The 24,308-nt window shown below is 59.6% G+C and carries 22 protein-coding genes and 3 pseudogenes; 13 read left to right on the forward strand and 12 right to left on the reverse strand.

Annotated elements, in window-relative coordinates; translation table 11 throughout:
* Positions 1-23: 23 nt before the first annotated feature.
* The 3 genes and pseudogenes from N7U68_RS09170 to N7U68_RS09180 all read right to left on the reverse strand — a co-directional run bounded on the left by N7U68_RS09170 (position 24) and on the right by N7U68_RS09180 (position 3,579).
* Positions 24-1,402: pseudogene (locus tag N7U68_RS09170) on the reverse strand (sensor histidine kinase).
* A gap of 23 nt (positions 1,403-1,425) precedes the next feature.
* Complete coding sequence (locus N7U68_RS09175; protein WP_263048916.1) at positions 1,426-2,844, reverse strand: dihydrolipoyl dehydrogenase family protein; 1,419 nt, start codon at positions 2,842-2,844, stop codon at positions 1,426-1,428.
* A 3-nt stretch (positions 2,845-2,847) separates the two neighbouring features.
* Positions 2,848-3,579, reverse strand: coding sequence for a TVP38/TMEM64 family protein (locus tag N7U68_RS09180; protein ID WP_263049137.1), 732 nt, complete (start codon positions 3,577-3,579; stop codon positions 2,848-2,850).
* Between the two features lie 287 nt (positions 3,580-3,866).
* On the opposite strand from N7U68_RS09180, the gene rpmH reads away from it, so the two are divergent.
* The 3 genes from rpmH to yidD are packed head-to-tail and all read left to right on the forward strand — an operon-like array spanning position 3,867 to position 4,661.
* Complete coding sequence (gene rpmH / locus N7U68_RS09185; RefSeq protein WP_005980833.1) at positions 3,867-4,001, forward strand: 50S ribosomal protein L34; 135 nt, start codon at positions 3,867-3,869, stop codon at positions 3,999-4,001.
* 22 nt (positions 4,002-4,023) lie between these two features.
* Positions 4,024-4,443, forward strand: a complete 420-nt coding sequence (gene rnpA, locus N7U68_RS09190; protein ID WP_165196189.1) for a ribonuclease P protein component — start codon at positions 4,024-4,026, stop codon at positions 4,441-4,443.
* On the forward strand, positions 4,440-4,661 hold the full coding sequence (gene yidD / locus N7U68_RS09195; protein WP_165196187.1) for a membrane protein insertion efficiency factor YidD: 222 nt from the start codon (positions 4,440-4,442) through the stop codon (positions 4,659-4,661). Before rnpA ends, yidD begins: the two co-directional genes overlap by 4 nt.
* 43 nt (positions 4,662-4,704) lie before the next feature.
* On the opposite strand, the gene N7U68_RS09200 is transcribed toward yidD, so the two are convergent.
* A complete protein-coding gene (locus tag N7U68_RS09200; protein ID WP_263048917.1) occupies positions 4,705-6,387 on the reverse strand; it encodes a pentapeptide repeat-containing protein in 1,683 nt (560 codons plus the stop codon).
* Positions 6,388-6,533: 146 nt separating this feature from the next.
* Between N7U68_RS09200 and N7U68_RS09205 the strand changes: the two genes are divergently transcribed.
* From N7U68_RS09205 to N7U68_RS09250, 10 genes and pseudogenes are all read left to right on the forward strand, one after another.
* Positions 6,534-7,799 carry an MFS transporter gene (locus N7U68_RS09205; RefSeq protein ID WP_263048918.1) on the forward strand — a complete coding sequence of 422 codons (1,266 nt, stop codon included), beginning with the start codon at positions 6,534-6,536 and terminating at the stop codon, positions 7,797-7,799.
* A gap of 52 nt (positions 7,800-7,851) precedes the next feature.
* Positions 7,852-8,745, forward strand: coding sequence for a tRNA 2-thiocytidine(32) synthetase TtcA (ttcA, locus tag N7U68_RS09210; protein ID WP_165196183.1), 894 nt, complete (start codon positions 7,852-7,854; stop codon positions 8,743-8,745).
* A gap of 56 nt (positions 8,746-8,801) precedes the next feature.
* Positions 8,802-10,343 (forward strand): putative bifunctional diguanylate cyclase/phosphodiesterase, encoded by a 1,542-nt coding sequence (locus N7U68_RS09215; protein WP_263048919.1) that lies wholly within the window; start codon positions 8,802-8,804, stop codon positions 10,341-10,343.
* Between the two features lie 127 nt (positions 10,344-10,470).
* Positions 10,471-12,334: pseudogene (gene yidC / locus N7U68_RS09220) on the forward strand (membrane protein insertase YidC).
* Positions 12,335-13,078 (forward strand): MOSC domain-containing protein, encoded by a 744-nt coding sequence (locus tag N7U68_RS09225; RefSeq protein ID WP_263048920.1) that lies wholly within the window; start codon positions 12,335-12,337, stop codon positions 13,076-13,078.
* The gene (gene yihA / locus N7U68_RS09230) at positions 13,075-13,731 is read left to right on the forward strand and encodes a ribosome biogenesis GTP-binding protein YihA/YsxC (RefSeq protein ID WP_165196175.1); all 657 of its coding nucleotides are present in this window, start codon (positions 13,075-13,077) and stop codon (positions 13,729-13,731) included. The genes N7U68_RS09225 and yihA overlap by 4 nt, the downstream gene beginning before the upstream one ends.
* Positions 13,732-13,784: 53 nt before the next feature.
* Positions 13,785-14,648 (forward strand): acetylglutamate kinase, encoded by an 864-nt coding sequence (gene argB / locus N7U68_RS09235; RefSeq protein WP_263048921.1) that lies wholly within the window; start codon positions 13,785-13,787, stop codon positions 14,646-14,648.
* A 36-nt stretch (positions 14,649-14,684) separates the two neighbouring features.
* Positions 14,685-15,480: pseudogene (locus tag N7U68_RS09240) on the forward strand (sterol desaturase family protein).
* Entirely contained in the window at positions 15,456-16,121 is a 666-nt protein-coding gene (locus N7U68_RS09245; RefSeq protein ID WP_263048922.1) for a ferredoxin, read from the forward strand. Before N7U68_RS09240 ends, N7U68_RS09245 begins: the two are co-directional and overlap by 25 nt.
* A gap of 117 nt (positions 16,122-16,238) precedes the next feature.
* Positions 16,239-16,733, forward strand: coding sequence for a SixA phosphatase family protein (locus N7U68_RS09250; RefSeq protein ID WP_263048923.1), 495 nt, complete (start codon positions 16,239-16,241; stop codon positions 16,731-16,733).
* Between the two features lie 36 nt (positions 16,734-16,769).
* Here the strand turns inward: N7U68_RS09250 and N7U68_RS09255 are convergent, their stop codons facing one another.
* From N7U68_RS09255 to crcB, 8 genes are all read right to left on the reverse strand, one after another.
* Complete coding sequence (locus N7U68_RS09255) at positions 16,770-17,537, reverse strand: amino acid ABC transporter ATP-binding protein (protein ID WP_165196165.1); 768 nt, start codon at positions 17,535-17,537, stop codon at positions 16,770-16,772.
* A 14-nt stretch (positions 17,538-17,551) separates the two neighbouring features.
* On the reverse strand, positions 17,552-18,850 hold the full coding sequence (locus N7U68_RS09260; protein WP_165196163.1) for an amino acid ABC transporter permease: 1,299 nt from the start codon (positions 18,848-18,850) through the stop codon (positions 17,552-17,554).
* 4 nt (positions 18,851-18,854) lie between these two features.
* A complete protein-coding gene (locus N7U68_RS09265) occupies positions 18,855-20,069 on the reverse strand; it encodes an amino acid ABC transporter permease (RefSeq protein WP_165196161.1) in 1,215 nt (404 codons plus the stop codon).
* A 123-nt stretch (positions 20,070-20,192) separates the two neighbouring features.
* Positions 20,193-21,212, reverse strand: coding sequence for an amino acid ABC transporter substrate-binding protein (locus N7U68_RS09270; protein ID WP_165196159.1), 1,020 nt, complete (start codon positions 21,210-21,212; stop codon positions 20,193-20,195).
* A 184-nt stretch (positions 21,213-21,396) separates the two neighbouring features.
* A complete protein-coding gene (locus tag N7U68_RS09275; RefSeq protein WP_165196157.1) occupies positions 21,397-22,131 on the reverse strand; it encodes an ATP12 family chaperone protein in 735 nt (244 codons plus the stop codon).
* Complete coding sequence (locus N7U68_RS09280; RefSeq protein WP_165196155.1) at positions 22,128-22,811, reverse strand: HAD-IA family hydrolase; 684 nt, start codon at positions 22,809-22,811, stop codon at positions 22,128-22,130. Before N7U68_RS09280 ends, N7U68_RS09275 begins: the two co-directional genes overlap by 4 nt.
* Positions 22,808-23,854: an RluA family pseudouridine synthase gene (locus tag N7U68_RS09285; protein WP_263048924.1), complete on the reverse strand. Its 1,047-nt coding sequence runs from the start codon at positions 23,852-23,854 to the stop codon at positions 22,808-22,810. The genes N7U68_RS09280 and N7U68_RS09285 overlap by 4 nt, the downstream gene beginning before the upstream one ends.
* Positions 23,851-24,228, reverse strand: coding sequence for a fluoride efflux transporter CrcB (gene crcB / locus N7U68_RS09290; protein WP_263048925.1), 378 nt, complete (start codon positions 24,226-24,228; stop codon positions 23,851-23,853). The genes N7U68_RS09285 and crcB overlap by 4 nt, the downstream gene beginning before the upstream one ends.
* Between the last annotated feature and the right edge of the window lie 80 nt (positions 24,229-24,308).

Below are 24,308 nucleotides of genomic sequence, written 5' to 3' on the forward strand. Positions count from 1 at the left end.
GGGTGGCGAGAAACTGTCTCGGTTCAACGAATGTCACCCTTGGGCAGCGTAATCAGAAAAGATGTGCCATCAGGCCCGGTGTAATCCAGACCCAGTTCGCCGCCATGACCACGCACCAACTCGGCCGAAATCGTCAGACCCAAACCGGTGCCGCCTTTGCTGGCCCCCCCTGAAACGGGGTGAACAGATGCTCTTGCGCCTTTGGTGGCAGGCCGGGGCCAGTATCGCTGACCCGGATCACCCAGTTCTGCGCGGTTTCTTCGGCGGCAACACTGATTTCTCCGGGTTTGCCGCTCACCACTATGGCCTGCCGTGCGTTGCGCACCAGATTAGCCAGCACACGGTATAGCTGTTCGGGATCGGCCCGCACTGTCAAACTGGCCGGGACGTCCTCGGCAAAGCTGATATCGCTGCCATCCGCCGACAGGCGTTCGCTGTCGATTACATCGCTCAGGATATCCTGCAACATAAAGCGGCTGAGCCGTGGTGTCGGTTCTTCAGCCTTGCCATACGCCAGCGTCGATTCACACAGATGCACAGCGCGGGTGATCGAATTCACCAACTTCGGTGCCATGCGCTTTACCGCCGGGTCTTCGGACATTTCGATCCGGTCAGTGAACAGCTGCGCCGAGGTCAGAATGTTGCGCAGATCATGGCTGACCTTGGCGACCGCACCGCCCAGTTGGGCCAACCGTTCCTTTTGCTTCAGCGCCCCGGTGAGCTGGGTCTGAAGCAATTGCAACGTCTCTTCGGCTTCACGCAGTTCACGGATGCTGGCGGTGGGTTCAATGAACCCTCGGGCGTCCTCTGGTGCCAATGCGTAGGACTTCATATAGTCCACGACCCGTTTGATCGGTTTGACCAGCAGCCCCCGAACGGCCAGAAACAGCAGGCACGCGGTAATTACCGAGATCACGGCAGACAGCAACAGGATGCGCAGCCCGTAATCAATCATCGCTGCGCGCAATGTGTCCGTTTCCATTGTCACTTCGATCAGCAGCCCCGCCATGCGCGAGGGTGCACCGATGACGCGGATCACCCGCGGTTCGGTGTCCAAAAGCCGAAACATCGCGTCGCGGATCAGAGTCAGCGCTGATGGATCACGCAAATCATACGTGGCAGAGATCGGAGAAGGCATCGGCGACGTCAGCACCAGCTGACGTGCCTCATCCCGGCGCAGAACGATGTTGAAAACACCTGCGTTGGTCAGCAGTTCTTCTTCCAGATCTTCGCTGATTTCATCGCTGGCCAATAGGGATAGGGACGCGATTTGCGACCGATCCAACCGCGACAGCAGAAAATCTTCGCGGTAGCGGGCGACCGACGGCACAAAGATCATGATTTCGGCCAGCATCACGAAGACTGCCGTCAGGATCAGGAATCGGCCCGAAAGTGTGTTCATCCCCCGCCTCCCGCGCCTTCTGCTTAGGGTAACCAGCGCTGGATCAATCCCACCACCCGTTTGATCATAGGACTATCAAAGAGCCGGGGCGAGAAATAGGCCCCTGCCACCCGTTTATTGATCTCACCGAGTGTCGGATAGGGGGCAACCATGGCCGCGACCTGTTTCATCTTCATTTTGTTGGCCAGCACCAGCGCCCAGAGGTTGATCAACTCGCCCGCCTGCGCGCCCGCAATCGACGCACCAATCGGACGACCGCGCATGACCATTACCTTGATCAGCCCGGTCGTCTTACGCTCGGCAATGGCCCGATCATTATGTGCATATTCGAACCGCACGACTTCTAATCTGTCTCCATGCGCTTCGCGTGCTTGCGCCTCGGTCAGACCGACCTGCGCCAGTTCTGGTTCGGTATACGTGGCCCAAGGGATATGCTCGGTGCGTTGTTTCGACGGCAGCGCAAAGAGGGCCGAGCGGATAATGACCCCGGCGTGATACCCGGCGACATGGGTAAACTGCATGCCGCCAGCCACGTCACCGATGGCATAAACGCGATTATTGGTGGTCTTCAGACTGCCATCGACCTTGATCCCCGCCTTGGTCGTCTCGATCCCTGCCGCCTGAAGATTCAGCTTGTCGGTGTTGGTCTTGCGCCCCACCGCCATCAGCAAGTGCGATCCCTTGAACACACGGCCATCCTTGGCCTCGATCTCGATCGCGCCAGCCTTGCCGCGTATCTCTGACGCCATGGCTCCCTCAGCGATCTCGATCCCTTCCTCGCGCATCTGGTCCAGTACGATGGCGGCGGTTTCGGGGTCATCCTTGCCTAACGCCCTGTCACCCTCGATGACGGTCACCTTGCTGCCCAGCCGAATGTGGGCCTGCGCCATTTCCATACCGATGGGTCCGCCGCCGATGATCAGCAGGTGTTCGGGTTTCTCGCGCAATTCAAACAGTGTCTCATTCGTCTCGTATGGGACCTTGTCCAATCCGGGGATTGGCGGCACCAGCGGGGATGATCCGGTTGCGATCACGATACGCCGCGCCGTAATGACCGTATCCCCGGCCTGCACTTCTGTAGGGGATATGAACGCACCAAACTCTCGGATCACATGCACGCCCAGACCTTCGAACCGCTCTTGGCTGTCGACCGGCGCAATGGTGTCGATGACCCCTGCGACGTGGTCCTTGGCTGCGGCATAATCCACCTTGGGCCGGACATTCGCCACGCCGTATTTCTCGGCATGTCCCTGTGCATAAGCGGCCTTGCCCGACGCAATCAGCGCCTTGGACGGAACACAGCCATAGTTCAGGCAATCGCCGCCCATCTTGTGCCCTTCCAGCAGAACGACTTTTGCGCCCATCTGGACCGCTCCCGCCGCGACGGACAGCCCGCCGGACCCGGCCCCGATCACAAGAATATCTGTTTTCAGCTTAGTCATTACTCAGTCGCCCTTCTTGCCGCGCACGGCCTTGATCACGATGGGCAACGCGGCCAGTACGCTGAGGCCCAACAGGGGGCCAATGATCTGCGGCTCCCATAGCAGGCTCAGGTCGGGGCTATCGCCACGATCAAACACCTCGCCGAGGCCAACACCGATCCAAGTAAAGACCAGCGCACCGGGGATGATGCCCAGCACGGTGGTAATCGCAAAGTTGCGAAATTTTACGCCGACGAGCGCAGGCAGCAGGTTGGCGACGAAAAACGGCACGGCAGGCACGAGACGCAGCAGGAACAGAACGCTGATCTCATTCTCATGCAGCCCCTTGTTGATCTTTTGCAGCGTGCCTTCGGACGCGTCCATCCGCGCCGCCAGTGTTTTGCCTAAGCCAGCACAGGCCGCCCAGAAGATCGCAAACGCGCCCAACGACGCCGCCAGCACGTTGAACATGGTGCCCAACCCAAGACCAAACAGAAACCCGCCTGTCACCGATGCGACAGCCGCGCCGGGCAGTGAGAAGGCGACAATGACAAAATAGATCGCGACAAAGATGCCGACCAAGGCGGCGAAATGCGCATCGCGAAACGCCAACAGCGTCTCACGGTTGTCACGCAACGTCTCGAAACTAAGGTAATCTCGCAATGTAAAGGCGCCGATCACGGCCACGGCCAAGATCGCGGCCAGTGGCGTGTGCCGCAACAGCGGGTGTCGGGTGTCGGTCTTGGCCTGATCCATATCGGTGCGGTCTTTCTCGGTGATAACGTTGACCTTTAGATGACGAGCCGGAACCGAAATAGATAGGCGGATCACGCGCGCTTGATCGGGGGTGATGGTTTGACCGCACATTGACCTGTTTTGTAACATCGCGAACCTGTTGCCGCACGATTTTTGTTGCAAAACGCCCCGCACGGGTTTGACTTGGTCAGAACGGCCCTCTATAGACCGGGCTTCAGTTACACCTTGGGCCCTGCGCGATTCCATATTTCGCGCCTGCCGCCCGAAACAAAGCCGGAGATGGAGCGATGAAACGCACCTATCAACCCTCGAACCTGGTACGTAAGCGTCGCCACGGTTTTCGCGCACGTATGGCCACCAAAGCGGGCCGCAAGATTCTGAATGCGCGCCGCGCACGTGGTCGCAAGTCGCTGAGCGCGTAAGCGCCCGACAGGATTGCACGAATTGACACCGCCGGAGGCCCCCGTCAGCGATGCCGGGACGATGCCCCCGGCGGTTTCTGCGTGTCTGGACGTCAGTCAACCGTTGGTCATGCGCAAGCGCAGCGATTTTTTGGCTGCCGCCCGTGCCCACCGCTGCGGCACGTCCGGCATGATGGTACAGGCACGGCGTCGCGATGACGGCAGTGATCTGGTCCGCGTGGGTTTCACCTGTTCCAAGAAGGTCGGCAACGCAGTTGCCCGCAACCGGGCCAAGCGGCGCCTGCGCGAGGTCGCACGCGCGGTTCTGCCCACATCGGCCCTGCCCGGTTGGGATTATGTGCTGATTGGTCGGGCCGATGCCACTGCGGCGCGGCCTTTTGAACGGCTCAAGGGCGATCTTGACTATGCCCTGCGCAAACTGCACGGGCAGGTACAGAAATGACGCCGCTTGCCTTGGTGCTCTCGCTACCGGTGCGCGCCTATCGCCTCCTGCTCAGCCCGTGGGTGGGGAATGGTTGCCGTTTCCATCCCACATGCAGCGCCTACGCGCTGGAGGCATTGGAACGCCACGGCGGGATCAAGGGCGGCTGGCTTGCCGCGTATCGCATTCTGCGATGCAACCCGTGGGGCGGATCGGGCGTGGATAACGTACCCGATTGATTTTCGCGCTCACCGGCGGCCCTCTATGCGCGGGTGACCCCGATCACTCTTCGAACGGTTTTACCCGTTTCACTCGCCAAACCCGCGCGTCGCCCTCTATCTCTGGTATATCTGTGTGCGCCAGTGCCTGAAACGCCGAATCGACCTGCATTAGCGCGTCGATACTGCTGGGTTCCAGTTCGTAGCGGTCAGCGCGGAATGTGCCCTGGGCCGCAGCAAGGTTCAGCGCATCCAGAAAATCTTCGCGCAACACGAATGCACCATCAAATTCAACCGATTGTAGCCCTGCGCCGGCAAAGTCCACGTCCAGCAGCACCGCCTCCCTAAAGGTCGCACCACCCAGAACGGTGCCCGCCAGTGACACCCCATGCAGGGTTGCCCCATCGAAATCCGCCGTGATCGCACTGGCACCGGCAAAGTCCACATCCCGCAGGAATGCCCCCACAAACGATGCCCCCGCAAGGAACGTCGGACCATAGGCATCCGGCCCGGCATAGGGGCCCAGCGCCGTCTCGGAGGTAAAGCTGCGGAACTGACTGCGTTGAATCCGCGCCCCATCAAACCGCGTGTTTTCCAGCGATGCACCGCCAAAATCCGTCTCTAGTATCTGCGCGCGGGCGAACGTCGCATAGCTTAGCTGCGCGCCCTGAAGGCTGAGGCCAAACAGCGACATATCCTCTGCATAAGCAAAGGACAGGTCGAGCCCGAAGAAATTGAACCCCTCCAGCGCGCGCAGCCCTGACCGCGTCATAATCTCCAGCAATTGTGCGCGCTCGGGGCTGGCAGGGCGATCGATCAGGTCGGTGCCACTGGTCGCCGCCTGCCAGCGAAAGCCAATAGCAGCACCTTCGTAGAACAATGGCAAGTCATCCCGACGGCGCTCAGATGCGACGCGCATTTTGTCCGCCGTATCATAGGCGCGCAAGGCCGGTGCCAGAAAGCGGTAAGGCTTGGACGCGCGCGAAGCGGAAATGATGCGCATCCGCAGGCTTTGGCTGATGTCGCGGTCCGGGTCGAGCACCGCAACGTAACGTGCCACGCCTTCGCCTGCGTCCGCCTGCTCGGTGCGGTCCAGTGCGGCCCCCAGCAACGCTGCGATTTCGGTCATCTCGACTGCCAGTGCCGCGTTTCGATCCGCCTCTGCCAGTTCTACCTGCGTTTCCAGCAGTGCCGTTTGTTCCGCGATCCGCACGTTCTGCTCGGTCAACAGGCCGGACTGCACCTCGATCAGCTGGTTTTGCTTGAACAGCAATGCCGTGCCCGACAGCGCCGCCATTGCCGCAATCAGCCCGGTCAACGCGGCGATCAGCCAGCGCCGTGTCGATATCCACGCGTAGCGTGCGAATGTCAGTTGCAGCAGATCACGCGCCGCATCCGTCGCCGCCTTGGGGTCGCGCGCCGCAGCCCCGCTTGCCACGCGCGACAGGGGTTCTGCGAATAACTCCAGTTGCGCCTCGGCACGGCCAAAGAGGCCAGACCACAAGCGCCTGCGGTAAAACAGCAGGATCAGGGCCACAATCAGCAGAACCGCGATCAACGCCAAAAAGATGCTGACGATCAGTCCCGCACTGTCCTCCAGCCCATACCCCGAGAATGCCAGCAGGAATCCCGCCGCGACGCCAAAACCGAAGACGAGCATCCCGAACGTCACCGGCAAACGGCGGCCATTCCAACGGCTCAGGTCGACCGGTTCGGCGGGATCGGACGATGAATCTGGCTCATTCATATGCACGGTGCTCCTTTCACCGCCAGCATAGCTGCGGCAAACGCACGAGTGCGACATTTTTCTGATGCGCCTTTCCTGCAAGTACGACCCATGCGAAACTATCCGCGTGGCAGCGGCGTTGGTCGCCAAGGGAAAAGGGATCAGACGTGCTGCTAACAAAAATCCACCAGATTATGACTGGCACGCATGTCTCGGCGGACGCGGGCGAGCCGCAAAGATTCCTGCGTCATTTTGCGTCCCTTGCCGCGACCAAGCTGGCAGATGGGTTAATCGATCCTAAACTTGTGCTGGCTTGGTTGATGGGCGCGCTTGGTGCACCCGGTTATATGGTCGGCGCACTGGTCCCGATCCGCGAGGCAGGGGCGCTCTTGCCGCAAATCCTGCTCGCGCGCTGGATTCAACGTCGCCGCATACGCAAATATTTCTGGGCGGGCGGGTCACTACTTCAGGGGCTCGCAGCATTGGGAATCGCATTCGCGGCCCTCACTCTGGACGGCACCCCCGCCGCTTGGGTGATCCTGCTTTGTCTGGCGATTCTCGCGCTGGCGCGTGCGGCGTGTTCCGCCAGTTACAAAGACGTCGCGGCGCGCACATTGGCCAAGGGATCACGCGGCACGGTTTCGGGGGCCGCCGGCACTGTTGCTGCCGCAGCCGTCTTTGCCTTCGCCCTCGGCCTGAGTTTTGGCATCTTACCGCTCAGCATGACGAGCATCTCGATCGCCATCACGGTCGCAGGGGTGCTCTGGCTGGCGGCTGCCATACTCTTTGTGCAGCTGGACGAGCCGGAGGCAGAACCGCAGACAAACAGTTTCGAAGGTTTCCGCGCATTGCTCGGCCCTCTGCGCGACGATACCGAGTTTCGCACCTACATCCTTGTGCGGGGCTTGCTGATCTCGACCGCGTTGGCACCGCCGTTTCTGGTCATGCTCAGTCATGCCGGAGGCGAGCGTGAGCTGGGCAACCTCGGCTTGCTCATGGTCGCGTCGTCATTGGCCGCGATCACGTCCTCCTATGTCTGGGGCCGTCTGTCGGACCGTTCGAGCCGATGGACACTGGCTTTTTCGGGGACCGCGGCGGCGGTCGCATTGGGCGGTGCCGCGATGATCGGACTGCTGACCGGCGGGATCGGAGGACAATGGATGGCGGCGCTCTTCATCTTTGTGGCGCAGATCGCCTATGAAGGCGTGCGCGCTGGCCGCAAGACGCACCTGACCGACATGGACACCCACGGTCGCAAGGCGATTTACACCGCTCTTTCGAACACGGTAATCGGCACATTGCTGTTGGCAGGCGGCGGCTTTGGCCTATTGGCCGAAGTGGCCGGGCCATCCGTTGTACTGGCGGTTTTTGCTGTATCCAGCGCATTCGGCGCAATGGTGGCGCTCAAGCTTGGCGAGGTACAGCAGCGATAACCACGCGCACCGCCCCCTTGCCCGACACAGTGGAAAGCCCTAAAGCCTGCTCATGCTTGATGATGCTGACGATATTCACCCCCTTTTTCACGGCGCGCCCCGCACGACCGAGTTCAAGAAGCTGCGCAAACGTATCCTGCGCCAGACGCGCGAGGCGGTCGAACAATATGGCATGGTCTCGGCCACAGCCCGCGACGCCGATGGTGCCCGCGACAAATGGCTGGTGTGCCTGTCGGGTGGCAAGGACAGCTATACCTTGCTGGCTGTGCTCTACGAACTTAAATGGCGCGGCCTGCTGCCCGTGGACCTGTTGGCATGCAACCTTGATCAGGGCCAGCCGGGCTTTCCCGCGACGGTCCTGCCAGAGTTTCTCGAACGCATGCAGGTGCCACATCGGATCGAGTATCAGGATACCTATTCGATCGTGGTCGATAAGGTGCCGCAGGGGCGGACCTTCTGCGCACTTTGCTCGCGGTTGCGACGCGGCAATCTCTACCGCATCGCCCGCGAAGAGGGCTGCACCGCCGTGGTGCTGGGCCACCACCGCGACGACATTCTGGAAACATTCTTTATGAATCTGTTTCACGGTGGACGGCTGGCGACAATGCCGCCGAAGCTGGTGAATGAAGAGGGCGATCTCTTTGTTTTTCGCCCCCTCGCCCATGTCGCCGAGACCGATTGCGAGAAATTCAGCAAAGCCATGCAATATCCTATCATCCCCTGTGATCTGTGTGGCAGTCAGGACGGGCTGCAACGCCAGCAGGTCAAACAGATTCTGGATGGATGGGAGGCGCGCAGCCCGGGTCGCAGGCAGGTCATGTTCCGCGCCCTGACCAATGCCCGCCCGTCGCACCTACTTGACCCCGGCCTGTTCGATTTTGCCGGGCTGGCCCTGCAACCCGTAAAATTCGATGCAAATTCCGAGGACGTGCCGGACTTGCGTTAAGCGTGTGTTGAGACCCCGCAACTAGCCTCACAAGGCGATCTGAGGGGAATTGCTACATGAACACGCGCCTTGCCGCATTTCTGACCGGGCTACGACGGTATCTGCGATACGGGCTGGTTGGTCCGTCCGCGCTCGCATTTCTGCCTGCGCTGGTGCTGGGTGGTTTCTGGCTGGGCGGCGAAGAGATGTTGATCATGCTCGCGCTTGGCTACCCGGTCTGTCTGGCTTTTACAGGTATCTGGTCACATCCGCAGGGCGATGATTGGCACACCGACGATGACATGACAGATCGTGAGGCTCTCGAAACAGCATTGCAACGCAACGCCGAACGCGCAACCACAGCATCGCGGCGCACGGCCTGCATCCTGTTGCAAATCGACGACCACACCGATCTGCCCCAACGCTACGGCAAGGATGCGACAGAGGCGATGTTCGCGACACTACTTGCGCGGTTGAAGTCAGTCTTGAGAGGGCGTGACGATGTGTGCCGACTGGACGGAGCACGCTTTGCCGTCTGCGTCGCCCCGGTGCGCCAACTCGACCTCGGCAATGCGTTGCATCTGGCCAACCGCCTTCAGCAAGCGGTGGAAGAAGCCGTCATCATCAATGGCGCAACGGTCTACAACAGCGCCTCTGTCGGGCTCTCTCTCGACATCAACCTGCTGCGAAAGACGGGCGTCGCGCTATTGGAGGCGGCAGAAACCGCACTGGCAGAGGCGGTGCGCCACGGCCCCTCAGCGACACGCGCCTACAGTCAGGAAATGCACGCCCCCATGATCCTCGGCAACGAAAACCATATCACAGAGGCATCCGAGGCGCTGGACAACGGCCACATCGGCCCGTGGTACCAGCCACAGGTCTCGACCGATACCGGACGCGTCACAGGCTTTGAAGCGCTCGCACGCTGGACACATCCCGAACGCGGCATGATCTCTCCTGCCGAATTTCTGCCTGCGCTGGAACAGACCAGCAAGATGGAGCGATTGGGCGAAGTGATGCTATACGGTGCGCTCAACGCGCTAAAATCTTGGGATGCTGCCGGGCTGGATGTGCCGCGCATCGGGGTGAATTTCGCCTCCGAAGAGTTGCGTAACCCGCATCTGGTGAAAAAGATCGAGTGGGAGCTTGATCGTTTCGAGCTCGATCCGAAACGTCTGTGTATCGAAGTTCTCGAAACCGTCGTAGCTTCTTCGCCTGATGACACTGTTGTGCGTAACATTAGCGGGTTGTCCAAACTGGGCTGCCTGATCGATCTGGATGACTTTGGCACGGGACATGCCTCGATTTCTTCGATACGGCGGTTCGACGTGCAACGTCTAAAAATCGACCGGTCCTTTGTGACGAAGGTAGATCGCGACCCCGAACAACAACGCATGGTTTCTGCCATCTTGTTGATGGCAGAACGGCTCGGCCTCGACACACTGGCCGAAGGGGTCGAGACCGTCGGCGAACATGCCATGCTGGCACAACTGGGCTGCGGACATGTGCAGGGCTTTGGTATCGGACGCCCCATGCCGCTGGAACACACCCAAGAATGGACCCACGCACATCTGGCAAAGCTCGCGTCGCCCCCCAAGATCGGCAAACAGCTCGGCTGAGCGCCATTGCCTTATTTCCTTATGAATTTCGCGTATCTCCGGGCATTTCCGGGGAATCCGCTTGACCTTTGGCTGCGCACGTCGTTGAACCCTCCGGACCCAGAAACAGATAAAGTGGCCGCCCGGAATGGACGATCAGAACAAGAACCTCATCCTTGCAACCGCGCTCAGCTTCTTTGTGATCCTGATCTGGTTTGTCCTGTTCCCGCCGCCCGAGGCAGATCCGGTCGATCCCAGCACCCAGATCACCGAAGGCAGCGACCTGACGGCCCCTTCTGCCGACGCGCCTGACGTTGCTGCTGCGCCCGCTGTTGCCGGCGGCACCGCCACCACGGCAGCCCCCGAGGCCGAGTCCGCGGCCAAGGCCAGCGATGCACCGCGTATCGCAATCGAAAGCCCCAGCCTGAAAGGCAGTATTTCGCTTCTGGGCGGGCGGATTGACGACCTGTCGCTGAAAAACTACCGCGAGACAGTTGAACCCGGCTCGGACATCGTGAGCCTGCTGGCACCGATCGGTGATTTCAATCCTTATTACGCTCTGTTCGGCTGGGCGCCGGGCCAGAACCTTACGCAGGATACAGTGCCGGGGGCCAATACGATCTGGGCTCAGGATGGCACCGGAACACTGACACCGCAAACACCCGTCACATTATCATGGGACAATGGTGCGGGCCTTACATTCCGGCGCGAGATCGCAGTCGATGACAATTACATGTTCTCCGTCACCCAATCGGTCGAAAACACCGGAGACACCACCGCGACGCTGGCGCCCTACGGCATTCTCGCGCGGCATGGCATCCCGCCCGATATCAAGAATTTCTTCATCCTGCATGAAGGTGCCATCCAGATGGTGGATGGCGAGCTGACTGAAACCGACTATGACGATTTCGAGAATGCTGGCGCTCACAAGAACATCGCCGTCGAGGCGAACGGCTGGACCGGGTTCACCGATCACTTCTGGATGACCACGCTCATCCCGCAACCCGGCGCATCCTTTTCGCTCAGCACGTTTCAGGACGCGCGGCGCGGTATCTATCAAACGACCGTCAAGCAACCGACCGTCACCCTCGCGCCGGGTGCCACGGCCGTTGCCGATACACGCCTCTTTGCCGGGGCCAAGGAATGGGCCACGATTCTGTAACTATGAGAACGAAGAAAACGTCGAAGGTTTCCTCGACTCGATCGACTGGGGTTGGTTCTTTTTCCTGACCAAGCCGATATTCGCGGTGCTGCATTACCTCAACCAGCTGATCGGCAACATGGGCTGGTCAATCATCGCGCTAACGCTGCTGATCAAGGCGGTGCTGCTGCCGCTGGCCTATAAATCCTACGTCTCAATGGCGCGGATGAAAGAGCTGCAGCCGCAAATGGAAAAGATCAAGGAACGTGCCGGCGACGACAAGCAGGCGATGCAAAAGGCGGTGATGGAACTCTATAAGAAGGAAAAGGTGAATCCCGCCTCGGGCTGTCTGCCGATCCTGCTTCAGATCCCGATCTTCTTCTCGCTCTACAAGGTGATCTTTGTCACGCTTGAGTTGCGCCATGCACCTTGGATCGGTTGGATTCGCGACCTCAGCGCGCCTGATCCATCGTCACTCTTTAACCTCTGGGGCCTTTTCCCGTGGGCTGCGCCCGAACCCGGCTCGATCCTGGCGCTGGTGTTTATCGGTATTATGCCACTGGTTCTCGGTATTTCCATGTGGCTCCAGCAAAAGCTGAACCCGTCGCCCACCGATCCGACGCAAAAGATGATCTTTGCGTGGATGCCTTGGGTCTTCATGTTCATGCTCGGCAGCTTTGCCAGCGGATTGGTGCTCTACTGGATTGCCAACAACACGATTACCTTTATCCAACAGTACGCGATCATGCGCAGCCAAGGATACAAGCCGGATGTGTTTGGCAACATCAAGGAAAGCTTTCGCAAGAGCAGCGAACCCGAACCAAAGCCAGACGTGAAAAAGTCCGGCAGCAATAAGACGGGAGACAAGTAAGTGCCCAGTGTTGCTGCTCTTTGGCGCCACCCGATCAAAAGCCACGGGCGTGAACCGCTGCAAAGCGTGCAATTGACCGAAGGTTGCGCATTGCCGTGGGATCGCCGTTGGGCGATCAGCCACGAGGCGACCCGCGCCGATGGCACTGCGTGGGCCGAATGCGTCAACTGGACATTGGCATCAAAGGTGCTGGCCCTGATGGCCATCACTGCCAAATCCGACGAAGCTGCGGGCACTGTAACTCTCAGCCATCCCGAGCGGCCCGACATCACCATTGATCCGGACCAAGACAGCGTCGCGTTTCTGGATTGGATCCGGCCACTAATGCCCGACAATCGGGCGCAGTCGACCGGGATCGTGCGGGTGCCCGACGTGGCCATGACCGACACCGATTTTCAATCCGTCAGTGTGCTGAACCTAGGCACAAGCGCGGATCTGGGGATGCACATGGGTATGGCACTGTCGCCCGATCGCTGGCGCTGCAACATCCATATCGACGGGTTCGCCCCATGGGAAGAGAACGCTTGGATTGGCAGGACACTGCGCATAGGCGAGGCCGAATTAGAGGTACGCGAACCAATCGTCCGTTGCCGGGCGACCACCGCAGACCCCGAAACAGGCCTAGCTGATGGCGACACGCTGAAGGCGCTTAACGCCAACTTCAGCCATCAAAATTGCGGCGTTTACACTGCTGTGACCAAATCAGGCCTGATCGCAATCGGGGACGAAGTCGAAATCCTATGACCGCCCTGCCCTTCCCCTTGGCTCAGGCCCCGGACGAGTTCAGCAGCGAACGCGGCAGGCTCTTGTTCGCTGGCCAGACCGATTTCCTCAAAGGCGTGGTCGCCATGTCCGGCCTGCCTGCGGGTGATCGGATCGAGGTGTGCTTTGCTGGGCGCTCGAACGTCGGGAAATCGACACTTATCAATGCGCTGACCGGCCGCAAAGGATTGGCGCGGGCCTCAAACACCCCCGGACGTACGCAGGAAATCAACTTTTTCACGCTTGGCGGGGACAGTCATTACCTCGTGGACCTGCCAGGATACGGCTACGCCAACGCCCCCGTCGCAATCGTCGAAAAATGGCAGCGCCTGCTAAAGAGCTACCTCGCAGGACGCCAGAACCTGCGCCGCGCCTTTGTGCTGATTGACGCCCGCCACGGGGTCAAATCCGTGGACGAAGAGATCATGCGCCTTCTGGACAGCGCCGCCGTGACCTTTCAATGCGTTCTGACCAAGGCTGACAAAGTCAAAGAAAAGGATCGCGAGCGGATTTTGGATCAGGTGCGCGGCGCGCTGGCCAAACATCCTGCGGCATTCCCAGAGATTATCCTGACATCCAGTGAAAAAGGTGATGGGATTGCCATCCTTCGCAGCATTATCGCCACGCTTGAATAGCCCCTTGCATGCCGGTTGCGTGCCGGGGATACATTCAGGACGAGGGACACAAGATGAAGAAACGTGACATGAACCGCGATTGGATCGCCACCGCACGCACGCTGTCAGAGGCGTTGCCCTATCTACAACGCTATGACGATGCCATCGTCGTGATCAAATTCGGTGGTCACGCGATGGGTGACGACGACGCCATGGAGACGTTTGCACGCGATATCGTGCTGATGCGTCAGGTTGGCGTAAACCCGGTGATCGTCCACGGTGGCGGCCCGATGATAAACGAGATGCTGGACAAGCTGGCCATCAAGTCAGAATTCGTCAATGGCAAACGCGTGACCGATGCCGCAACGATGGAAGTCGTCGAAATGGTGCTCTCGGGTCGCGTCAATAAACGCATCGTACAGGCAATCAACGCCCAAGGTGGCCGTGCTGTAGGGCTGTCGGGCAAGGACGCGAATCTGGTAATGTGCGATCCGGCCGATCCGGCACTTGGCTTCGTCGGCGCGCCCAACCGGATTGATCCGGGTATTCTGCACACCTTGTTCCGCGACGATGCAATTCCGGTCATTGCCCCTTTGGGGGCGGGCGACAATGGCGAAACGTTCAACATCAACGGCGACACGATGGCTGGCGCGATTGCTGCCGCGCTCAAGGCCGATCGCCTGCTGCTGCTCACGGATGTGGACGGCGTGCGCGATGCCTCTGGTGAGGTGGTGACGGAACTGACCGCTGATCAGATCCGCGCTATGACGACAGATGGCACCATAGCGGGCGGTATGATCCCCAAAACGGAAACAGCGCTGGCGGCCATTGAAGGTGGGGTTCGTGCCGTGGTCATTCTGGACGGGCGCGCGCCCAATGCGCCCCTGTTGGAATTGTTCACCGATCACGGGGCCGGCTCGATCATTCGCAGGGGATAGGCTTGCGCGCCCGCCTGTTTCCCGTAGTTTCACCTGATGGAACACGAAGCGATCATCCGGCTCGGCATTTTCCTCGGGCTTTTCGCGCTATTTGCCACGCTGGAGGCACGCGCACCGCGTCGCTCACGCACCCAGCCGCGTAGCACGCGCTGGGTCACGAACTGGGGCATCACCGTCCTGAACACGCTTACCCTGCGCGCGCTTGCGTTCGGGTTGCCGCTTCTGGCGGTCGGGGCCTGCAGTTGATGCACAAATGCAGGGATGGGGTTTGATGAACACTATCCACCTGCCGGGATGGCTGGGCGTGATCCTGACGGTGCTCATCTTTGATTTCGCAATCTGGGCGCAACACCTGATCACCCATAAGGTGCCCATTCTGTGGCGTCTGCACCGGGTGCATCACGCAGATCGCGACATTGACGTGACAACCGCGATCCGGTTTCACCCGGTCGAGATCGCATTGTCGATGCTGTTGAAGATCGGGCTGGTCTATCTGCTGGGTCCGCCAGCCATCGGTGTCATCGCGTTCGAGATTATCCTGAATGGCACTGCCATGTTCAACCACGCCAATCTACGCTTGCCTCTCTGGCTCGACACGGTGCTGCGCTACGTGCTGGTGACACCAGACATGCACCGGGTCCACCATTCGGACATTCGCGCCGAACATGACAGCAATTATGGCTTTGCCCTTTCAATCTGGGACCGGATGTTCGGCACCTATATACCGCAGCCCGCAGCCGGGCATGACGGCATGACCATCGGGCTGCAATGGCAAGATGACCGACCATCAAAACTGGGGTGGAGCTTATGGCTGCCGTTTCGCAAGAATTAACCTATGACAGCATCGCCTCTGCCGCTGACGCAGAGTGCCTCAGCATCATGGGAGGGCTGTACGAGGATGGTGGCACCCTGATCTTGCTGGGTCCCGGTACAGGGTTTTGGCCGCATTTCCGCACCAGCCCGGAAATGCAGGATGGCGCGCCCCACCCTGTGGACCGGTGGTCTACCCGCGTATTGGGGGCATTGGCCGACACGCTAAATGCCGAGGCGATCTTTCCCTTTGGCGGCCCGCCCTATCAACCGTTCCTGCGATGGGCGATGGCGACTGGACGTGCATGGCAAAGCCCGGCAGGCATGTTGGTGCATGATGAGGCCGGATTGATGGTATCCTATCGCGGCGCGTTGCGCTGGGACGCAACGATCGCGCTGTCTGCTCCCCCCGATGCGCCGCCCTGCGTCACCTGCGACGGTCAGCCCTGCATGACGGCCTGCCCGGTCGATGCGCTCAGCGCCGAAACCGGCTATGACGTGGCAGCGTGCCATGCATATCTGGACACGGAGGCCGGGCAGGATTGCATGACACAGGGATGCCGCGCGCGGCGCGCCTGCCCTGTCAGTCAGCGATTTGACCGTGCGCCGGAGCAATCTGCTCTGCATATGCAAAGCTTCCACCCTGTAGGACGCCCGACCTGACCAGATACACAGTGTTTCGCAAAATCCCCGAAACATTCGTATGGTATGGCAGTTTTTTAGAATATGCCTGTCGCAAGTATTTGACTGACTTTGTCGGAAAATTGCGAAAGAAAATACATGACCCGTCGCCTGATCCTGATTCGCCATGCCAAATCCAGCTGGGATGTACCGGTCCGAAACGACCACGCTCGCACGCTGAATGACCGCGGTCGCCGGGCCGCCACAGCCTTGGGCACATGGCTGCGAAGGGAAGGTTATGTGCCGGGCGCCATCCTCAGCTCTTCGTCGGAACGCACACGCGAAACGGCCGCCAGGTTGGGGTTTGATGTGCCGTCGGAATACACGAATGCCCTCTATCATGCAGGCCCACGCAGGATGCGGGCAGCATTGAATGGTGCGACCGCATCCTGCGTGCTGATGCTGGGTCACAATCCGGGTATCGCCGAGTTCGCTGACTTGTTGGTAGACAAGCACCCCAACCACCCGCGTTTCCTCGACTATCCGACCGGCGCAACGCTGGTGGTGGATTTTCCGATCGAGAGTTGGGAGAAGGTCGAGCTTGGGACCGGGCACGTGGTCGACTTCGTCATACCGCGCGAACTGTCCGAATGAGGTAGGGTGGGTTTGAAACCCACCCTGCGCTGGTTTTTAATGTCCCAGAATTTGGCTCAGGAACAATTGCGTCCGATCTGATTGCGGATTGTTAAAGAACTCTTCCGGCTCGTTCTGTTCAACAATCTGCCCCTGATCCATAAAGATCACCCGGTTCGCCACCTGACGAGCAAAGCCCATCTCGTGCGTGACGCAGAGCATGGTCATGCCTTCTTCGGCCAACTCGATCATGGTATCGAGAACCTCTTTGATCATCTCAGGGTCCAACGCCGACGTCGGCTCGTCAAAGAGCATGATACGCGGACGCATGCACAGCGACCGGGCGATTGCCACACGCTGTTGCTGACCACCCGACAACTGGCCGGGGTATTTCAACGCCTGATCCGGAATCTTGACCTTTTCAAGGAAATGCATCGCGGTTTCTTCGGCTTCTTTCTTGGGTGTCTTGCGTACCCAGATCGGAGCCAGCGTGCAGTTCTCCAGGATGGTCAAATGCGGAAACAGGTTGAAGTGTTGAAAGCACATGCCAACTTCCGACCGGATCTTGTCGATATTTTTCAGGTCTGATGACAGAACCGTGCCATCGACTTCGATCCGACCTTTCTGGTGCTCTTCCAGCGCGTTGATGCACCGGATCAGTGTCGATTTCCCCGAACCTGAAGGCCCGCAAATAACGATCCGTTCGCCCCGTTGTACCGTCAGGTCAATATCGCGCAAAACGTGGAATGTGCCGTACCATTTGTTCATTTTCTGGATCGAGATCGCGACCTCGTCCGAGACTTTCATTTGTGCAGCTTCAGCCATATCCGTGGCCTCCTTTAACGGTGATCGGTGGCAAGACGACGCTCAAGCCACTGCGAGTATTGGGAAATGCCGTAGCATACGACAAAGAATAGAACGGCGGCGAAGCTGAACAGCTCCCAATAGACACCATTCCATTCGGTTGAGGCCAGGATCGGACCACGGATCATGCCGACGAGATCGAACATCGAAATCACCGAAACCAGTGTCGTGTCCTTGAACAGGCCGACGGCCACGTTCACGATACCAGGGATCGAGATTTTCAACGCTTGCGGCAGAATGATCAGCCGCATTGCCTGCGGATAATCCAGCCCAAGCGAATCCGCCGCCTCGTATTGACCTGTTGGCAGAGCGGCGAGGCCGCCCCGGATCACTTCGGCGATATAGGCCGAGGCGAACATCGTGATCATAATAATCACCCGCAGGATCAGGTCAAAGGTCGTGCCCGGTGGCAGGAAGTAAGCCAAGACCACGTTCGCCACGAACAGCAGTGTGATCAGCGGCACGCCGCGGATGAACTCGATGAACACCACGCAGATCCACTTGATCAGTGGCATCGACGATTGCCGCCCCAGCGCCAGCGCAATGCCGATCGGCAAGGACAACGATACGCAGACCACCCCAAGGATCATGTTCAGCATGAAGCCACCCATATCCCGTGACTGCACCGCTTCCAGATAGGGCTGCTCGGGCGCAATCATCGGTGTGATGTACCCGGCCAACATCCAGACCACAGCCGCCGCAGCGATCCCGCCAAAGAAACCGGTAGCAAAGCTCTGCTTGCCAAACCGTTCAAAGACGACATAGCCCGCTGCGATCCCCAGCGCGACAAAGACCGGTGACCAGATCGTGCCACCCCAGATCAGCCAGTAGGCCAGAAATGGATAGATCGCTGTAAAGATCAGCAGCTTGCGCGGCAGGTCAAAGAACAGGACCGGCGCCGCAGCAAGAAACAGCAGCAAGAAGGCGATCCCCGGCCGCCAGTAGAACTCGGGCGGGTATTTGAACCCGAACAGCAACTGATGCCACCGTTCCGTCAGAACCGAGAAACAGGCCGCCACTTGCCCCTGGAGGGTCTCGCGGCATTCCGCCAGACTGTCAGTGTTCCAGATGCCGTTCAGCACCCAAGGCAGCGTGCCTGACAAGAGTAGGTAAATCACGTAGAACGCCGCAACGGTCAGCAGGCTGTTGGCCCAGGTGGCAAACAGGTTTTGCCGCATCCAGCCGACCACGCCCGCCTCAGAGGCTGGCGGAGGGGCCGGTGGCAGAGCCGTTTCGCGAACGAACGCGACCGTTTGTGCATGTGTATCGGACATGGCTCTAGCGCTCCTTCAGCTTAACAGCGTTGTTGTAGGTGTTCATAATCGCCGAGATGCCCAACGAAATGACGAGGTAGAAGAGCATCAGCAAAAGAACACACTCGATTGCCCGGCCCGTCTGGTTCAGCGTGATGCCGCCCAGCGTTGCCGTGATGTCGGCATACCCCACCGCAATCGCCAGCGAAGAGTTCTTGGTGATGTTCAGGTATTGCGAAATCAGCGGCGGAATAATCACCCGCAGCGCCTGAGGCAGCACCACCAGATTCATGATCCGGCCCGGACGCAAGCCCAGCGCAGCTGCGGCTTCGGTCTGTCCTTTGCTCACAGCAAGAATACCCGCCCGAACATTCTCGGCGATAAAGGCACCGGTATAGACGGACAGGGCGACCCATAGCGCGATCAAAGGTGCGCCAATTTTCAGGCCCCCGCGAAAGTTGAAGCCCTTCAATTCAGGGTAATCCAGCGTGATTGGCTGCCCCATGATGAAAAACATCAGGATCGTCGGCACGAAAAGGATCGCCAGCGACGGCCACCCCATCGGCAGCAGCTTACCCGTGCTGAACAGCAGCTTCTTTGCATAGCGGCGATAGGCGAACACACCGATGATCGACGCGACAAAGGTCAGCACAACAACGATCGATCCCGCGCCCCAGATCGGGGAAGGGATGTAGATACCACGGTTGGTAAAGGCAAAGCTGTCCAGCAGCATCGTCGATTCGGGTGAATCCCCGCGGAACGCATTGGGCGCGGGTAACGATACGGTCATGATCGCATAGATGATCAGGATCCAGATCAGCACCGGGATGTTGCGAAAAATCTCGACATACCCGGACATGAGCTTGCGCACGAGCCAGTTGTTAGAAAGCCGCATGACACCGGCGAAAACGCCAAGGATCGTTGCAGTGATACAGGCCAGAAACGCCACCAGCAGCGTGTTCAGGATACCGACCCAAGCCGCCTGCAAATGCGCGGATTGGCTGGTATAGCCGATCAGTGTCTGGTTGATGTCATATCCGGCTGGATCACCAAGAAAGTCGTAGCTGATGTTCAGGCCTGCTGCGGCGAGGTTCGCCATCAGATTCGAAGCCAGATAGGCCACCGCAGATATCAATACGAGAAGTGCGATTGCCTGGAACGTCAGCGACCGGTACCGCGTGTCGTTGATCAGCATCGACAGACGGAACGACTCCTTGGGAGGGTCGGTGAGAGCGGTCATGTGAATGTATCCCCGTTTTCCGGCCCGTTGTTATTGTGGGTCAAACGCCCTGGGCCTGGATTATTCTAAGTCTTATGTGCGAAGGGCGCGGACTGTGCCGCGCCCCTCTTTGAAGTGCCGTTCTTAGCGGAACGGAGGTGTGTAGAGCAGACCGCCATCGGTCCACTGTGCGTTCAGACCACGCGCCAGACCAATAGGAGTGTTCTCACCGATGTTCTTCTCGAACAGCTCACCGTAGTTGCCGCCAGCCATGATGGCTTTCTTGGCCCAGTCAGCATCAAGACCCAGCATTTCGCCAAGGTTGCCTTCGGTGCCCAGCAGACGGTTCACTTCGGGGCTGCTGCCTGCTTCCATCGACATTTCGCCGACATTGGCGCTTGTGACGCCCAGCTCTTCGGCTGCGATCAGTGCGTTCAGTGTCCAGCGCACAGTGTCAGCCCATTCGTTGTCGCCGTGGCGAACAAGCGGACCGAGCGGCTCTTTCGAGACGATTTCGGGCAGGATGACGTGATCTGCGGGGTTTTCGAACGCGGCGCGTGTCGCGGCCAGACCCGAAGCATCGGTGGTGTACGTGTCGCACGCACCGGCCAGATACTGTTGCTGACCTTCAGCATTGGTTTCAACCGGGACCGGTTCGTAGCTGATGTTGTTCTTGCGGAAGAAGTCCGCGAGGTTCAGCTCGGTAGTGGTGCCGGTCTGGATGCAGACGGTCGCGCCGTCCAGTTCCTTGGCCGAGCTGACGCCCAGTGCTTTGGGAACCATGAAGCCCTGACCATCGTAGTAGTTGATGCCGACGAATTCGAACTTCAGGTCAACGTCACGGCTGAATGTCCAGGTCGTGTTACGTGCCAGCATGTCGATTTCACCCGACGCAAGCGCAGTAAAGCGTGTCTTGCCGGTGGTTGGAACGAATTCAACAGCGTTTGCATCACCCAGAACCGCAGCAGCAACCGCGCGGCAGACGCTTACGTCAAAGCCCTGCCAGACGCCGTTCGCATCGGGAGCCGCAAAGCCCACCAGACCCGTGGTAACGCCGCAGTTCAGCTTACCGCGTGCTTTGACATCGTCTTGCGTTCCCGCCGCGGCAACGCCAGCAGCAAGACCGGCGACGGTCAGCGCGCCAAGAAATACGGATTTTTTCATGTTTACCTCTTCCTGATTGTCCACCCGTTGAGAAGGGTGGTTTACACGGCCCCGCAAACGAGGCCGGAGTGAAATGTAAGAGGGATTGTCCCCCTCAGCGGGGCTGAGTGTGGATGGATTCATTCTCAAAGGTCAAGGGCTGCATCACGAAAAATGCTGATTCCGCACATTGGTTGACCCGGCGTCAGCTTACCAGATGCCCGTGGTCTGCAACCCGGCTGAGATCAAAAAACCTCTTGGCGTGCAAAAATGCCTCAGCCTTGCGTGCGGTTTGGGCGTTGGCATCGTCATCTTCGCCCCACAATTCGGTCTGCCAATCCTCGTCAATACGAGACAATTTCCACAATGTCTCAATTGGTTGCGATTCTCGCTGCGCCGCAAGCCCGATGATCAGCGACCCCGACAAACTGACCAAATCATGCAGCGCAGTCAGTGCGAAATTATCTTGCGCGTGCACTTCGGTACGCAATTTTTGCAGCATCTCCGGGTTTTGCGATTGATGCATCACCCCGGGATGTACCGCCAGACGCACATCAAGTTCCGAATCGGCCCACGCCAATAATGGGTCCCATCCAGCCGCCTGACGCGCCACCAGCTCTTGCGGCGAAGTCGCGCGATAGCATAGCAAATCGCTGTCACCATAGTCTGCGATCATGTCCGCCACTGCGCCATGTTGCACGCCCACCTTCTCCAGCGCCGAATTGGCAGATCGTGTGACCGGCATCGTATTGGGGTTGATATGCTCTTCCTGCGCATCCCATTCGGCGGCAATCGCCTCTGCCATCGCGCGGGTCGGTACGATCAGTCGCAGCTTGCCCGGCGTGTTGACGGGCCGTGCATCCAGCGCCACGCCGTAGCCGCCAACCTCGTCGGTTACCTGTGCCTTCTTCCAGAACCGTTTGGCCTTCCAATCGCTCATGTCGCGACCTCCCATAAGCTGTCCAGCGTGCGGGGCAGATCGGCAAAACGGTCGATCACCACATCCGCAGCCGCCAACGCGGAAACCGGGTGATAGCCCCAGCTGACGCCAATCGCCGCGACACCTGCCGCGCGCGCCATGTCCATGTCATAACTGGTATCGCCGATCATCACTGCGTCCCGTGCATCCACGCCGGTCTCGGCCAGTGCGGCTTCTATCATCGCCGGATGCGGTTTCGAGGGATGAAAATCCGCCACCTGCTGCGTCACAAACATGTGCATCAGCCCATGCCCCTCCAGCAGCTTGTCCAATCCACGCCGCGATTTCCCCGTTGCCACGCCCAGCAATGTCTCGGGTGTGGCATTCAACGTCTCCAGCGCGTCGCGGGCACCGGGGTACAGTGGAGAGGATTGCGCCGCACCTGCCTCTGCGCGCAGCGACATATAGGCGGCCTTGTATCCATCGACCATGCGCGCATGGATCGCCATGTCCAGATCGGGGGCCAGTCGCACCATCGCCACATCCAGCGACAGCCCGACAATCCCCAAGATCGCCTCGCGGGGCGGAACCGGCGCGCCGACACCCTCGAATGCGCGTGTCATCGCACGGGTGATATCGTCCTGACTGTCCACCAGCGTGCCGTCCACATCAAAGATGATCAGACGCAAAGGCCGCGTCATACTTCGTCCTCGTCGAATGGATCAATCGGCACATCCTTTGCCGACCATTGGAACATGTCCCAAGTATGCGCCATATGCGCGGGCATGGGCGCGGTCAGATGCAACATGTTCTTGGTAACCGGATGTTCGATGATCAGGCTGCGTGCGTGCAGATGCAGCTTTTTTGAAATATCGCCCCCCAGCTGCGCGCCCCAACCATCGCCCAGATTCTCCTGCCCCGAGCCACCATATTTGCCGTCGCCAACGATGGGGTGCCCCAGCTCGGCCATATGCGCCCGCAATTGGTGGGTGCGCCCGGTGATCGGCACCAGCGCCGTCCATGCGGTACGGCTGCCCGCCGCCTCCAATACGGCAAAATCGGTGGTGGCGTGTTTCGCGCCGGGCGTCGCCTCCACTTCACGTGGATGGATGCAGTGCATCTTTTCGCCCTCGCCCTTGGCACCATGCCCCGGCGCCTTGACCAGCCCGTACTTCACCGTGCCCATGCGCGGGGTCGGCACACCGGCAACGGCAGCCCAGTAAATCTTGCGCGTGTTACGATGACGAAAGGCAGCCGTCAGCCCCTTGGCCGCCTCACGGGTGCGCGCCAGAACCAGCACACCCGATGTATCCTTGTCCAGCCGATGCACCAGCCGCGGTTTTTCCTCCATGCCAAAGCGTAGCGCCTCGGACAGCCCATCAACATGGCGATGCTGCTTGGATCCGCCCTGCACCGGCAGGCCGGGCGGTTTGTTCAATGCGATCACGTGATCGTCGCGATAGATAACACAGGCGCGGATCATCTTGGCATCCGCATCCGTGACATGCGCGCGGGCAAAGGCCGCAGCCTCGGCAGCGTCCGGTAGTGGCGGAATACGCACCGCCTGTCCGATTTCCAGCCGCGTGGCCGGTTTCACCCGGCCGCCATCGACGCGTAACTCACCTTTGCGGCACATTTTCTCAATGCGCCCTTGGCTCAGATGCGGAAACTGACGGCGCAGCCAGCGGTCCAGCCTCTGGTCGCCATCGTCGCTCGACACATGCAAAGTCTGTACACCACTCATGCCCATAGGCTCCTTGCTATCCAGACACCGACCATCAACGCACCGATCGACCCGATTACGGACAGGCCCACATATGTTCCCGCCGCCCAGACCTGACCGCGCTCGAACAACGTGAACGCCTCCAGCGAGAATGCCGAAAACGTCGTGAAGCCCCCCAACAGGCCAGTCATTACGAACGGATTCAGCCCGCCCAACCCCTTGTGAAACGACAGCACAACAAACACTCCCATCAGAAACGATCCGATGATGTTCACCGTCAGAATCGCCACGGGAAAGCCCTGCCCGCTGAGGCGAACCAGGCCAAGCCCGACGCCAAACCGCGCCGCAGCCCCCATCGCACCGCCCAGCGCCACATATAGAAAGGTCATGATCATGGCCGCGTCTGTCGCGCGCCACCCCCACTTTGTCAAGCTGCGCAAATGCACGCGCGGATGCCGGGAATGGGCTGTCTTAC

Origin of the sequence: Roseovarius pelagicus (assembly GCF_025639885.1) — a bacterium.
Taxonomy (GTDB): Bacteria; Pseudomonadota; Alphaproteobacteria; order Rhodobacterales; family Rhodobacteraceae; genus Roseovarius; species Roseovarius pelagicus.